This is a genomic window from Opitutaceae bacterium TAV5, from assembly GCA_000242935.3.
Classification (GTDB): domain Bacteria; phylum Verrucomicrobiota; class Verrucomicrobiia; order Opitutales; family Opitutaceae; genus Geminisphaera.
Window position 1 is genome coordinate 877,963 of the sequence record CP007053.1, and the last position, 12,962, is coordinate 890,924.

General features: G+C 63.5%; 11 protein-coding genes. 2 read left to right on the forward strand and 9 right to left on the reverse strand.

Translation table 11 applies throughout. The features are described 5' to 3' along the window. Nucleotide 1 precedes the first annotated feature (1 nt). From OPIT5_04440 to OPIT5_04450, 3 genes are read right to left on the reverse strand one after another with little or no spacing between them, the layout of a single operon-like run. Complete coding sequence (locus tag OPIT5_04440; GenBank protein AHF89595.1) at nt 2–2,614, reverse strand: glycoside hydrolase family 10; 2,613 nt, start codon at nt 2,612–2,614, stop codon at nt 2–4. Nucleotides 2,615–2,643: 29 nt separating this feature from the next. After that, nucleotides 2,644–3,390, reverse strand: a complete 747-nt coding sequence (locus OPIT5_04445; protein AHF89596.1) for a hypothetical protein — start codon at nt 3,388–3,390, stop codon at nt 2,644–2,646. A 46-nt stretch (nt 3,391–3,436) separates the two neighbouring features. Beyond that, on the reverse strand, nt 3,437–4,336 hold the full coding sequence (locus tag OPIT5_04450; protein AHF94070.1) for a hypothetical protein: 900 nt from the start codon (nt 4,334–4,336) through the stop codon (nt 3,437–3,439). 305 nt (nt 4,337–4,641) lie between these two features. Between OPIT5_04450 and OPIT5_04455 the strand changes: the two genes are divergently transcribed. Next, nucleotides 4,642–5,700: a LacI family transcriptional regulator gene (locus OPIT5_04455; GenBank protein ID AHF89597.1), complete on the forward strand. Its 1,059-nt coding sequence runs from the start codon at nt 4,642–4,644 to the stop codon at nt 5,698–5,700. 18 nt (nt 5,701–5,718) lie between these two features. On the opposite strand, the gene OPIT5_04460 is transcribed toward OPIT5_04455, so the two are convergent. Continuing rightward, nucleotides 5,719–6,312 carry a damage-inducible protein CinA gene (locus tag OPIT5_04460; GenBank protein ID AHF89598.1) on the reverse strand — a complete coding sequence of 198 codons (594 nt, stop codon included), beginning with the start codon at nt 6,310–6,312 and terminating at the stop codon, nt 5,719–5,721. A gap of 117 nt (nt 6,313–6,429) precedes the next feature. Between OPIT5_04460 and OPIT5_04465 the strand changes: the two genes are divergently transcribed. Beyond that, nucleotides 6,430–7,539 carry a Pleiotropic regulatory protein gene (locus tag OPIT5_04465; GenBank protein ID AHF89599.1) on the forward strand — a complete coding sequence of 370 codons (1,110 nt, stop codon included), beginning with the start codon at nt 6,430–6,432 and terminating at the stop codon, nt 7,537–7,539. A gap of 16 nt (nt 7,540–7,555) precedes the next feature. Here OPIT5_04465 and OPIT5_04470 read toward each other — a convergent pair whose 3' ends face one another. The 5 genes from OPIT5_04470 to OPIT5_04490 all read right to left on the reverse strand — a co-directional run bounded on the left by OPIT5_04470 (nt 7,556) and on the right by OPIT5_04490 (nt 12,922). Next, complete coding sequence (locus tag OPIT5_04470) at nt 7,556–8,218, reverse strand: N-terminal cleavage protein (GenBank protein ID AHF89600.1); 663 nt, start codon at nt 8,216–8,218, stop codon at nt 7,556–7,558. Between the two features lie 132 nt (nt 8,219–8,350). Beyond that, nucleotides 8,351–9,193 (reverse strand): anchor protein, encoded by an 843-nt coding sequence (locus OPIT5_04475; GenBank protein ID AHF89601.1) that lies wholly within the window; start codon nt 9,191–9,193, stop codon nt 8,351–8,353. Nucleotides 9,194–9,264: 71 nt separating this feature from the next. Continuing rightward, the gene (locus tag OPIT5_04480; GenBank protein ID AHF94071.1) at nt 9,265–10,089 is read right to left on the reverse strand and encodes a hypothetical protein; all 825 of its coding nucleotides are present in this window, start codon (nt 10,087–10,089) and stop codon (nt 9,265–9,267) included. Between the two features lie 42 nt (nt 10,090–10,131). Then, nucleotides 10,132–11,511, reverse strand: a complete 1,380-nt coding sequence (locus OPIT5_04485; protein ID AHF89602.1) for a hypothetical protein — start codon at nt 11,509–11,511, stop codon at nt 10,132–10,134. Between the two features lie 217 nt (nt 11,512–11,728). Continuing rightward, on the reverse strand, nt 11,729–12,922 hold the full coding sequence (locus tag OPIT5_04490; GenBank protein AHF89603.1) for a LacI family transcriptional regulator: 1,194 nt from the start codon (nt 12,920–12,922) through the stop codon (nt 11,729–11,731). Nucleotides 12,923–12,962 lie beyond the last annotated feature (40 nt).

The window sequence follows — 12,962 nt, forward strand, 5'->3', positions numbered from 1 at the left end:
TTCAGGGGCAGGTGAAGATACGCCACAACGCGGGGTTTTTCTGGTCGCCGAGCCCGTCGTCGAGCTTGACCCACTGCTTGCGACCGCGGCCGTCGTTGTCGTTGATCACGAAATTGAACCGGAAGCCGCCCGCGGGCGGCCCTTTCAGGCCAAGGAGCGCCCAGGGCAACCGGAGCCGGTAGGTCGTGGTCCGGTCCGAGCGGACAACCTCGCGCTGCACACGCGGATCGAGTGGTCCGCGGGCGAGCGATCCCGCGCCGTTGCCGGGAAGGGTGAATACCCAGCCGCCGGTGCGCCCGTCATTGGCCAGAGCGATGCCTGCCTCGAAGTAACCCGGGGTCCCGTCGCCCGGGCTCAGGCCGATTTGCAGGCTGTCGCCTTCCCAAAGATTTTCGCCCACGTCGGTCTGATAGTGAACGTCGTCGCGGACGGCGACGTGCAGATAAAGCGCCTCGCCGGTAAATGCCAGACGGGCGACAGCGCCGAGGTCTTCGGGACCACCCCAGTGCATGGCGGGCAGCGGCTCGGCCGAGTAAAGGTTGTGGATATCATCCCGGTGATCGAGCGTGATCACCGGGATGCTCTCCGGAATGGCCGCGGCCCCGGCGGGAAGACGGCGGATTGCGGTGGCCTGCGAAGCGGGGATGCTACCGGGAAGGGAAAGGCCCAGGTCGGGCAGCGAGAGGACAAAACGGATCTCGTTCGCTTCCGCCTCCCGTATCGTGTCTGTGGATACAGGCCGGTCGGCAGCGGCATGGAGTTCGACGGTGGTCACGGCGGAGCCGTGTGCGGGCAGGGCAAGCCGGCTCTGCCTTTCGGGAAAATGCAGACCCGCGATCGGGCTGCTCCATGCCATCTCCGCCGTCACGGGATGCGGCAGCGGATTATGCAAGGTCACCGCAATGCGCGACGGTTCTCCCGCCACCAGGACAACCGGCGAGGGCGCTTCCAGCAACGGCCTGACCGAAAGGGCGGGTTCCCCCTCGCCTTCGATGTGCACATAGACAGGATCGTCCGTCACCGGAAACGCCACACCGCCCGAACCGGCTGCCACCTTGATCGGGTTGCCCATCAGGTCGGTCACAGCCGTGATCCGTGCACCGGCACCGGCGTCGAGCCAGACGGGAGTCTGACGGGAAGCGCCTTCCCGCCAGAGCACGAGGGTATGCCTCGCCGGCGATGCGGAGCCGTCGGCCGGCAATCGGTAAAGATGAGCCCAGGCGCCCGCCGGAAGCCCGGACTCGGGCAACGAACGCAGGTAACGGGCCGCACCCAGCTCCCGGATCAGGGCCTGGAACGCCGACCATGCAGGCTTGGGCTGGCCATCGTGGAGCGTGAGGCCGAAGTGGTGTTCGGGCTCGCCGGGATCGAGCCCGTCGTCACGCAGGTTGTACCAGAAGTAGGCGCCGATCCCGAGCGACGGCGCGGTGGAGATTTTCTTTACGAGCCGCCGCGCCTGCTCGCGCTCGCCGCCGGCGAGCAAGGTGTGCGATCCGCCCTCGTTGACCCAGACGGGCAGCTTCACTTTCAGCCGCGGGAGCAAGGCGCCGACCTCCTCTCGCCTTTGCAGGAGTTGCGCGAATGTATGATAATCATGATACGCAAAAATGTCCCAGTTTCCGGGTGAAGCCGAGGCGAGAAACCGGGTGACGAAATCGGGGTTGGGAGGACGCCTCACCATGGCCAGACCGCCGTTGAGGACGAGTGCGCGGGACGAAGTCTTTTTGATGAGCGCCGACGTCCTGTCGAAAAGTTCGACGTAGGCTTCTGTGGGGGCGCGCCAGAAACTGATGTCGGGTTCGTTCCAGATTTCCCAGTAACGAACGCGGTCGCCATAACGCTCGACCACGGTGCGCACGTAGTTGAGCCATGGTTCGAGACGCGGAGCGGTCTTGTTCCACTCGTTCCAGTCCTTCGCCTGCGGATCGCCGGTCGAGGCCCAGCGCGTGGAATACCCGAAGACCGGCTGGATCTCGATGCCATGCCTCGCCAGCGCATCGAGCACCGTGTCGGCCACGGAAAAATTCCATTCCCCCTCGCGCGGCTGGGTCGTTTCCCAGCCCGCCAGCTCCGTGCGGATTATATCGATGCCAAGCTGGCGCGAGAGCTCGACCTCCTTTTCGAAAAACGGCGTGCCGATCTGCCGCCGCATGTGCGAGCAAAGCCCGTAACGGAAATACTCGCCGGTGCTTCGCGGTGCGGAGCCCACCGAAAAACGCCGCGCCTGCCGGTCGAGACCCGTTCCGGCCGCATCGCGCAATTCGAGGACGGCTTCATGCCAGCCAAGCGCAGACGGTTTGTAGTCGAAATCCATGACGATCTCGCCCTTTCCCGGTCTGGCCGACGATACCGGAATCTCTCCATGCGCCACGCCCTGCCGGTTCCAGGTATTGATCGTCCAGACGATCCGTGCACCTCGCAGCGGTTCGCCGGCGGCAGCGGCCAGCGTCAACCGCCAGCGCACCGTTTCGCCTGCCGGCCAGATTTCCGTGAGACGGCCGGTACCGATCGTCAACGCAGGGGAAGGCTGCGCCGCAGCCGGCAAGGCGACGGGAACCGCGGAAACGATGCCTGCCTGGACCGCGCAGAGAAACGCGAGAGTGCGTAAGTTCATGAGGAGGATGACAAGCGCAATGCCGCCGGTTACGGGTCGACCGGCCGGTCCAGATCGTCGGCCGATTTTACCAGCCAGTAATTCAGTCCGCCCTTGGCGACAGTCTCCACATGACCGTCCACAAACAGGACGTTATCTTTTCCCTTGTGCCATAGCGCCATGTAGTCCCGGTACATGAAATGGTTGTTGTTTATAAACACGGTTCCCGTGTTTGAATCGACGACAATGGCAGTCAATGTCGGACGCAGAAACTCCTCCTGGCGACGAGCCCGGTTTACCTCGGTGCCGTTCACGTTGCAGGAAGACATGCTGTAGGAAAGTTTGTCGAAATCGCCAGGCGTCGCATTCAGGTCCCAGTTGGGTTTGCCCGGGCAGCGAAACACGCCGTCCCAGATGGCGGCCTTCTTGCCATAGCCGTCACTCACATCCGGGTTCCTGTTCTCCAGGTAGGACTGTAGTTTTGTCATCCATACGTCAGTGTACCAGTCGCCGTCTCCTTCCGGAAATGCCGGCGAAGCCTGCCCGGCGGACGTTTTGGCCCGGGGGGCGGGGAAATATCCCTTGTTATCCCCGGCGTAGAGGTTGAGCGCCACGCCGATCTGCCGGAGGTTGCTCTTGCAGGCCGCCGCCCGCGCCGTCTGCCTCACCGAGATGGAGGCCGGTATGATGATCGCCGCGAGAATGCCGATGATGGCGATCACGGTAAGCAGTTCGATCAACGTAAAGGCGCGGCGACAGGCCGGCCGCGGGAAGATGGCAGAAAGCGGTGTTTTCATGGCGGGGATTTCGTGAGCGTTTTTTCGGGTGTTATCTGATTTCAGGTCAAGTCAGGGGATTGCAGGATTCGGCATCATCATGTTGCCGGCGACGACGGCGGTGACGCGCGCCAAGAATCCCGGCAAGGAGGCAGACCGCGGCGATTGTCGTTCCGGCTGCCGGTTCCGGTATCGCCCGGGCGGAAATTTGCGCCAGTTGTTCGTTGCTCAGGAAGGCATCGTAGAGACGCACCTCGTCGATCGTCAGTTTGGCCGACGTATCACTGTTGAGACGACCGAGAGCAAGCGACTGGAACGCCTGCATGCCGGCGGAGGCGCCGTTCCAGGTGCCGCCATGCGACTGCCCGTTCTCCCCGTTGCCGAGCCAGGCATCGTAGGCGCTGCTGTTGTTGTCCGTATCCGAAAACCGGATCGCAATGTCGATGAACTCGCCACCGGAGATCGCCATGAATCCGGAGCCGCGGGAAATATCGCCGCCGCTGTCGGTCCGGCCATAATATCCGATCGTGCCCTCTTCGCCGCTGACCACCCGAAGCGTTCCCGAAAGGTGGCCGAAACCGCTGGCGGCCGATACGCTGTCGATGAGACCGAACACCATCGCATTGGTCTGGAGCGTATCGAACCTCAATCGCACCCAGAGGGTGAAGGCATTCGCCAATCCCGGGTACGTTGCGCTGTTGATGGCATCGGCGACGAGCACCTTGCCCCCGCCCAGGGAAAGCGTGCCGTCGCTGTTGGCGCTGAATGCGGTATCGCTGCCGACATCCCTGGCGACAAGCATGACGTTCGAAAGCGATCCGAGATCACTGGTCAGGACGTCGTCTGGCCCGCTGTTGAAGGTCCAGCCGACGAGCAGGTTTTCGGTGTAGTCGGCGCGTGCCGCCAAGGCCGCAGCCACCAGGGCGAAACCGACGACTGCCAGATTCAGGGTTTTGGGAGTTTTCATACAGACGGGGAGCTGATGGAACCTCAACGAACACGACTTTCCCGGCGTCTCAACGGCGCCTCCGTCTTACACGTAAGAATTTCATGGATAGACAGGCCCTGCCGCAGGCGCGATCTCTCCGGTTCCCGCCCGGCGGGAAGGAACCGGGATTCGTTCGCGGGCGAGGTTGGCAAACGACAAAAAAGCGGCAACGTGACGGAACGAAAAGAATGCCGACGACGCCGGGCAAGGTGGCCTCTGATTGCGACGATGGTGAATAACGCCCTTGACCGGACCGGCGATCTGCGCGCGATTTTCAATACAAGATGGCCCCGTCCCGGATACCCACCGTTCGTGAACTCGCCGCCCGGCTCGGCATCAGCCACACGACGGTGGCGTGCGCCCTCCGCAATCATCCCAAGGTAGCCCCTGCCACCCGCGAACGTGTCCTCGCCGCGGCCCGCGAGGCCGGTTACCGGAACAACGCCCTCGTCAATGCCCTCATGTCGCAGGTCCGCCAGCGGCATCGCCTTCAGCCCACCGGCGAAGTCGTCGCCTATCTGACCTCGTACGCCACGGAGGACGACTGGCGCCGGCATCCTTCCCACTTGCAACAATTCGAAGGCGCCCGGCAACGCGCCCGCACTCTCGGTTTCGATCTGCAACCCATGTGGCTGGGCAAGGCGGGTTGCCGGTCGCGCCAGATGGCCCGTATCCTCGATGCGCGGGGCGTGCGCGGTTCGTTGCTCGCGCCCATATCGATCCATCATCAGTCTCTGGAACTCAACTGGCATGAACATGCCGTCGTCGCCATCGGCTACTCCTTCCGTCAAATGGCCCTGCATCGGGCCGCCCACGACAACATCAGCCTGATTTTCTCCTGCTACGAGCACCTGCGCATGCTGGGGTATCGGCGTATCGGCATGGCCCTGCATCAGGATGATCACCTTCGCGTCCGGTACCTGTGGCGCACCGGTTTTCTGGGCAGCCAGCCGATGTACGGCGGCGTTCACCTTCAGCCGGTCGCGCTCGACAGCTACACCGATCCCTCCGCCTTCCTGCGCTGGTTCGACAAACACAAGCCCGACGCGGTCATCGGCATCTGGCCGGACTTCACACTCCCCTGGTTGCAGGAACGCGGGGCGCGCGTGCCGGCCGATGTCGGTTATGCCACCCTGGACCTCGGCAACCGCACCGGCCAGCTCGCCGGCATGCAGCAGGACAACCGCAACCTGGGAGTCGCCGCGATGGACATGCTCGCCAGCCAGCTTTTCCGTAACGAAATCGGGCTGCCGTCGACTCCTGCCCTCACCCTGATCGAAGGCACCTGGATCGATGGTCCGACAACCCGACAGAAATATTCCGCTGGGAAGACAAGCAGATAACGAAGGGCGCACCGGCTGTCAGCCAATCGCCGCGCCACTCCCTCGCAATTCGCGCAACACCTCCCGCAGCGCGTGCGCCGCCGCCCGCGCTGTCAGCGTTTGCGCCACGATCCGCCCGGCGCCCGGCCACTCCACACGCCCCGTCCGAAAGCGTAACCCGCTGTCCTTCCCGCCCGCTCCTGCCCACGGCGACCACGCCACCGCCCACCAGGCAAACGGCGCTGTCACTCCCGATTCCGGCGCAGGCTCGGCAAACCCCGTTGTCGCCACCGCCACTTCCGCACCGAACAGCCGCCGCGCTCCGGCCGCCATGAGTCGCGCGATCGCTTCCGCAACGCCCGCACACGGCTCCGACTCGGCCAGTGGCACGCCCAGCAGTCGCTCCTTCTGCGCCAGCGTGTAGGCCGTGACGCCGCCGAGGAAATACGCCGACGCCCCCGACGCCGCGCCCAACAACGCCTGCACCTGCCCCGCGGTCAGGCTCTCCGCCGTCGCCACGGTGATCACCCGTTCGCCGGCCCTGCCCGCCGCCAGCGCCCGGATCTCGTCCGCCAGGATCGCATCGTCCCCCTTGCCGTTGGCCTCGCCTGAACCGGAATTTCCAGAAAACATGCCCAACCCCGATAGCCGGATTTCCCGGGAGCGCCAGACTCCAGTCTGGCATCCGCCGGCCCGCTGCGCGTAACGTCTGCCTTTCGCACTCTCGCCAATCCATCCGTCCGCACCTCCATGAAAGTCCCGTTCCTCGACCTTTCACTCCAGCACAAGGCCCTGCGCGAGCAGGCGCTCGCCGCCCTCGCCGCGACCTACGACGCCACGCGCTTCTGTCTCGGCAGGGACGTGGAGGATTTCGAAAAAAACTTCGCGGCCACCCTCGGTTATCCGCGCACGCTCGGCGTCAACAGCGGCACCTCCCCGCTCCACCTCGCCGCCGCCCTCGCCGGCTGGGGGCCGGGTGACGAAGTCATCGTGCCGCCGTTCACCTTCATCGCTTCCGCCTGGGGGCCGACCTACGTCGGCGCTGCGCCGCGCTTCGCCGACATCGACCCCGCCACGCTCAACCTCGACCCCGCCGCCGTCGAAGCCGCCATTACCCCGAAAACGAAAGGCATCGTTGCCGTCCACCTCTTCGGCCTGCCCGCGCCGATGGAAGAGCTCCTCGCCATCGCGAAAAAGCACAACCTGTTCGTCGTCGAAGACTGCGCCCAGGCCGTCGGCGCCCGCTACAAGGGCACGCCCGTCGGCCTGCTCGGCGACGCCGGCACCTTCAGCTTTTATCCGACCAAAAATCTCGGCGGCTGCGGCGAAGGCGGCGCGTTTGTCTCGCGGCGCGACGACGTTTTCGACCGGGCAAAACTCCTTCGCGTCCACGGCATGGGCCGCCGCTACTACCACGACCACGTCGGCTTCAACTTCCGCATGGACGGCTTCCAGGGGGCGCTCCTCAACGTCAAGCTCCCGCACCTCGCCACCTGGACCGCCCGCCGCCGCGAGATCGCCAACCGTTATCTCGCCGGTATCAAGCTCGCCGATACGATCCTGCCCGTGGCCAACACCGCCGACAACGCCGGCGAGAGCGTGTGGCACCAGTTCACGCTCCGCCACCCGCGGCGCGACGCCTTGCGCGAACATCTCGCGAAACACGAGATCGGCACCGACCTCATCTACCCCGTGCCGCTGCATCGCCAGGCCTGCTTCGCCTCGCTCGGCTATGGAGAGGGCTCCCTGCCTGTCGCCGAAAAAACCTGCGCCACCTGCACGAGTCTCCCGATCTTCCCCGAGCTCACCGACACGCAGGTCGATCACGTCATCGCCGCGATCAACAGCTTCGCCGGATAGAAAAACACCTCGCGCTCTACTTTGCGGGATCGAACGCCTGGTCATCATTCCATGGCCAGACGTTCGCCGTGCATACATCCTTTGCCGCAACGTGCCAGTCGGCGAAGAGAATCATGGCCTTCCGTCCGAACAGAGGAGCGATGCCCCGGTCGCTGGTCGTGCCTCCCGTGTAGCCTTTGCTGGCAGCCATCGGCGAAGGCACGCCGGTTTCAAGCTGAATGCCGCCGCCTTTGGTCACCTTGATCGCTTCGGTGGTCGCCAGGACGATGAAGCGGGAGGGTTGCGAGAGGCTGCTGTAGCGAACCGGGGTGGCGTTTTTGAGCGTGGCGTCGGGATAGGTGTGGTTGAGGTTGGTGTTGTATCCGAAAACACCGTGCCCGGTGCCGGTGTGTTGAGCTTCCTGCACGGGGTCGCGAAAGATCGGGAGTTTGTAAACGAGACCGGACGCCGCCCCATCGATGCCGGTGACTCGGCCGTCCATACCGAACTTGTTTTGATAGGGGCCGATGTAGGGCATCATGTAGTGCGGCCACCGTTTGTCCGCCGCATCGTCGGGATCGGGCAGGCAGTCGCGGCGATCCTGCACGTAGAGAGCGAATGCTGCGCCCAGCTCTTTCAGGCGGCTGGTGCAGACGGCTTGCCTGGCCGTCTCGCGAACCTTGCTGACAGTGGGGATGATAATCGCGGCAAGGATGCCGATGATGGCAATCACTGTGAGCAACTCGATCAACGTGAAGGCGGTGATGCGTTTGGGGGGAATGCTCATGTCAGGATTTTTGTTGGATATTTCCGGAGTGGTTGCTGGAAGACTTCAGCGTGTCAGCCGACGTCGAAGGGCGGTGGCGGCCAATGCCAGCCCGCCCGCCAGCCATGCCCATACGGCGGGCTCGGGAACGGGGGTACTGGTCATGTCGGTTTGCCAGATGTTGTTGATGGCGATGGTATCGAGCGCACCGGTGGCATCGCTGGCCGAACCGTAGAACTTGATGTTGTCGATCCAGCCATCAAGGGAACGGCCATTGGTGCTGTTGGCACCGAACATCAGCTTGACGACGCTGCTACCCCAGTTGAGGGAGCCGCGGTCAGCAGTGACCGTGCTGGATTCGAAACTGCCCGGTTGTGTTTCGGTCCCCTTCGTTCCGACGTAAAACGTAAGGTTGTCGGAGTTGCTTTTTCCGTTGTAGGAAACCGCTACAAAAATCCATTCGCCGGAGGTAGCGAGCGTGGAAGTGCTATAAGTGCCGAGAGAGGTGCCGCTGTTGAATGTAAGTTTTTGGGAACCGCTGCTGTCGGCACCATCGAAGGCCAGGAGTTGAGTGCCGTTATCGAACAGGCGAGTCGCACCTTTGGTCTGCATTCCATCGGTCTTGAACCACATGGTCACGGTAAACGAAGCAAGCGTGCCGAGGGTGCCCTCGTAATAAGCGCCGCCACCGGCGCCGGACATGGTGGCGGCAGTGTTATCCAGGGCTTTGTCCACAGGGGCACCGGAAAGGCCGGTGCCGGCTGCTCCGATGTGCGCGGTGCCAGAGGAAGTCGCGCTGGTTTCGGGGGTGTTAAAATCGTAACTGAACAGAAGCTCCGCGCGCGCGGAGGATGCGACAAGAACAAGGCTGGCAAGGAATGCCGCGAGGAATGTGCTTTGCGTTTTCATGATGGAGTGTGGATTCAGATGAGTTTGGGAAACAGGAATGGTATGGCAGGCAAACAAGGGGAGGGGGCGGCTCAGCGAGTGGAACTGACGGCGCGTTCATCGAGCACGGTCTGGCATTCGGAAAGCACAAGCGCTCCCGTAGTTTCATTGTCATGACTGTAAACGCGGACGTCGTCGATCCAGCCGGAAAGCGCGCGTCCATTGGCGGTGTTGGAACCGACGACAAGTTCAACTTTGCCGGCCGGCTTTGCCCAGAGCGGCTCCGCGGTGGTGCCGATGGCGAGCGCCTGAATCGGGTCGGTTCCGGAACCGATAAACAGGCGCAGGTTGTCGCGTTCGTAGGTGCCGTCGTAAGCGAAAGCCACGAACACCCACTTGTCAGTCTCCTGGAGCAACGGACGGGGAGTGGTGTGCGACAAAAGGGACCTGTCGCCAAGGTTGACGGTCAGTCTTCCCTGGTTGATTCCGAGGAGCAGATGCTTCGGCGCGATGCCGTGAAGCTCCCAGAGGCGCGTGCCCTGAGCGAGCGGCTGGCCGGGACTGGTGTGAAACCACATCGTCACGGTAAACGCCTTTTGTGGCCCCCAGCCGGCACCCGCATAACGGACGCTGCCGCCGGTCCCTCCGGTCGCGGAACCCATGACGGCGGCGGTGTTGTCCAGCGCATTCCTGCGTGGCGCGGTGGCGCCGGGAATCGGGGCGATCCGGGCTTTGCCCGTAACCACGCCGTTGCGGCCATGCCCGGAAACATCAGGGACGGATTGTCCACTGGCGTCGGCAAAGTCGTAACGAAGCTGAAGCGGCATTTCAGCCCCGTCTTCGATGGCCGCCGCCCGGGAGGGCAGAGCGAACAGGGCAAGCGCAGCAAGGTATGCAAATAACGGAAGAAGTCTCATGTGGTGAAAAGCAGGATGGAGGTACGCGTGAGTTTGCAGGGGTCAGCCGGAGGTTGTTTCGACCGTGATGATCTCCAGCGGGCCCGGAGCCGGAACCGGAGGCTCGGGCGGACGGTCGCGGTTGAAGGGAAGCGATTCGCGCCTCAACAGGTAACGCCTTCCCGGATGCGTCGTGCTCGGTTCGGACGGCATGCGCACCGTGAGACGCGGATCTTCGCCAGTACGACGCAGGAGCTCGGGCGGGACATATGTAGGCAGTTCGTCGTTACGCAGTTTCTCGCCGAGTTTCAGCGTCGTCGGATCGATGCGCCAAGTCCCGCTCCCCTCCACCTTGTTTTCGAGTCCGATGTAGTACCCGACACGCGGGTCATGGCGGAGTTCGGAACAGCTCACATCGAAGGAGATCGTACCGCCGCCGCCGGGAGACCAGCGATAATTCCAGTCGGTGAGGCAGGTGATTTTCCAGACGCCGCCTTCATCGCGGGCGAAATAAATCTGGGTCGCTCCCTTGTCATCATATTTATGATACGAGATTACGGTTCTTCCCTTGTCATCGAAGCCGATGCGGCCAGTGCCGTTGATGATGGCGCCGCCCGGAGGAACGGGATCGATGACGGAGCCCGGTGTCTTGAGCGAAATGGGCAGGGAAAGCGATTTGCCGTCGGCCGTTTCCCAGTGCACGAGATCACGCGACCGGGCGTAGGAGAGGTCGTGATTGGAGCCGGCGTCGGGTGTGCCGCGCCAGACCCAGGTGAGATGCCAGAGGCCGTCGGGACCGCGCACGGGGCCGACGGGATAGGCGTTCATGAGGCCCTGACCATCGAAGAGAGGCTTGTCCGTCAGCCGGGTCCAGCGTCTGCTCTTTTCGTCGTAGCGGTTGTAGAGCGTGTCGCCGTTGCCGCTTTCGCCGTCACGGTACGTGAAAATCAGTTCGTCGCCGGAGCCCTTGATGAACTGCGGATACGTCACGCGCATTTCACGGGCGCCGGTCATGCGGGCCACAGGACGCAGCGACATCACGTCGCCGGGGGTCGTGGTCCGGAAATAGATGAGCGGCGCACAGTGCATGTTGCCGGTGACGTGGAGCTGGCCGTCGCGGTCGAGCGCCAGGGTGACGTAGTTGTGCGAATCCCAGCCGACACGCGTGGGCAGCACGCGTTTGGTCCACTGACGGGAACCGAGCGATCGCGAGGCCACGGCCATGTCGCGGTTGGCGTCGTAGTAGGCGACATACTGGCGGTTGTTGGCTTCGTCGGTGAGCGACTGGAAGCCGACTGTAAGGCCGGAGAAAATACGATCCACCTCGACACGCTCCACAATGCGCGTGGTCCCGGCCGGAGCCGGCAACGTGAAGGCGGCGAGAAGGGCGATGCCTGTGGCAAGCAAGGGGAATCGGGATCGGAGGCAGATGGCTGTTTTCATACGTGACGGGGAAAAATGGCGAGTGGACGGCGGGGGAAACAAGGTCTGCTGAATCGCAGTGAGAAACTGGCGCCATGAAGCGCGGAGTGACGCGCCGGTAAAGTTCATGCAATAGATGCAACAAACCTCGATTTTCGCCCCAGAGGAGAAAAGGGAGGAGCCGTTTGACGAACGGAAAAACGGAGCCGCCGATTTTCGGTTGCCTGCGCCTCTCCGCCTAGACCCGCACCGGGGCAGGCACGCCGTAGCCGTAACCGATATCCGGCAGGTGGTGGGCAAAGGATTTTCGCGGCAGCAGCGGCACCTGCATCTGGCGGAACCGGCGCAACTCCTCCGCCCGCCGGGCGAGTTCCTCCGGCGTCGCATCGGTCAACGGGCGGATCGTGGGGCCTTCCATCCAGGGGTTTTCGACAAAGGTATGTTGTATCCGCTCCAGAGGACCGAATTCACGTTGCTGGATCATGCCGGCAAGCTGGTTGATCGCGCAGATGCCCAGCGTCTGCGCGTTCTCGTAAATGCCGCCGCACACCGCCGTGGGGTGGGCGATATCGGTCAACACCACGTTCACATCGTCCGGCACGGCATGCCCCTGCCTGAGGATGACGTGAATGATGCGCCATTCGTTGGTGAGGATGCTGTCGGGGCGATGCTCCAGATACCACTCGCGGAAAGTTTCGACGCAGCTTTTCCAACGCTCCCGCCGGATCAGGACTGGAGGCCATGCGATCTCCGGGTGCACATCGCGCATGTAGCCGAACGCGGAATGGATGAGGTGATCGGTATGCACATCGGTGTCGTCAAACAACGCCAGCCCGATCCGCCGCCCGAAACGGCGACGCAATTCGTCGAGCGCCCGCACCGCCCCGCGAAAATAATGCGGCACAATCGTCGGAAAACCCGGTTGTTCCCCGGTCGGGTAGCCGACAGACACCGCCGCCATCCGCGAAAAATCAAACCCCGTGCAAACCGGAGAACGGCGCACCGAGCACAGCACCGCCCCCTCGATGCCGCGCGCGGCGATGATGCGTTGCACGGCCGGCACGGCCGACTCGTCGGGCAAGGCCATCTCGACCAGCCTGTAACCGAGCGCCTCCGCCCGCTGCCGTGCGCCGGCAAACATCGACAGCAGACGGTGGCGCGGCACGGGAGCCTTGCGCAGTCCTCCCTTGTACGGATGCAACCAGGCAAGTTCGGCGCGCACCGAAGCGCGCTTCTTGCGGGTTCGATATGCGATCAATGCCCGCAGCATCGGATCGGGCCGATAACCCAACGCGCGCGCCGAGTCCTCGACACGTTCGCGTGTCGCCGCCGAAAATCGCGTGTCGCCACGCAAGCAACGCGAGGCCGTGCTCACGCTCACCTTCGCATGGGCCGCCACTTGCTGGAGATTGACCTGAACGGAGGGGGGCATGCCCGTTCGTATCCGGGTGAACCGGCGCAGCAGTCAAGCG

Coding starts and splice junctions, on each gene's coding strand:
- OPIT5_04440 (AHF89595.1), bottom strand. CDS start 2,614: ATGAACTTACGCACTCTCGCGTTTCTCTGCGCGGTCCAGGCAGGCATC.
- OPIT5_04445 (AHF89596.1), bottom strand. CDS start 3,390: ATGAAAACACCGCTTTCTGCCATCTTCCCGCGGCCGGCCTGTCGCCGC.
- OPIT5_04450 (AHF94070.1), bottom strand. CDS start 4,336: ATGAAAACTCCCAAAACCCTGAATCTGGCAGTCGTCGGTTTCGCCCTG.
- OPIT5_04455 (AHF89597.1), top strand. CDS start 4,642: ATGGCCCCGTCCCGGATACCCACCGTTCGTGAACTCGCCGCCCGGCTC.
- OPIT5_04460 (AHF89598.1), bottom strand. CDS start 6,312: ATGTTTTCTGGAAATTCCGGTTCAGGCGAGGCCAACGGCAAGGGGGAC.
- OPIT5_04465 (AHF89599.1), top strand. CDS start 6,430: ATGAAAGTCCCGTTCCTCGACCTTTCACTCCAGCACAAGGCCCTGCGC.
- OPIT5_04475 (AHF89601.1), bottom strand. CDS start 9,193: ATGAAAACGCAAAGCACATTCCTCGCGGCATTCCTTGCCAGCCTTGTT.
- OPIT5_04480 (AHF94071.1), bottom strand. CDS start 10,089: ATGAGACTTCTTCCGTTATTTGCATACCTTGCTGCGCTTGCCCTGTTC.
- OPIT5_04485 (AHF89602.1), bottom strand. CDS start 11,511: ATGAAAACAGCCATCTGCCTCCGATCCCGATTCCCCTTGCTTGCCACA.
- OPIT5_04490 (AHF89603.1), bottom strand. CDS start 12,922: ATGCCCCCCTCCGTTCAGGTCAATCTCCAGCAAGTGGCGGCCCATGCG.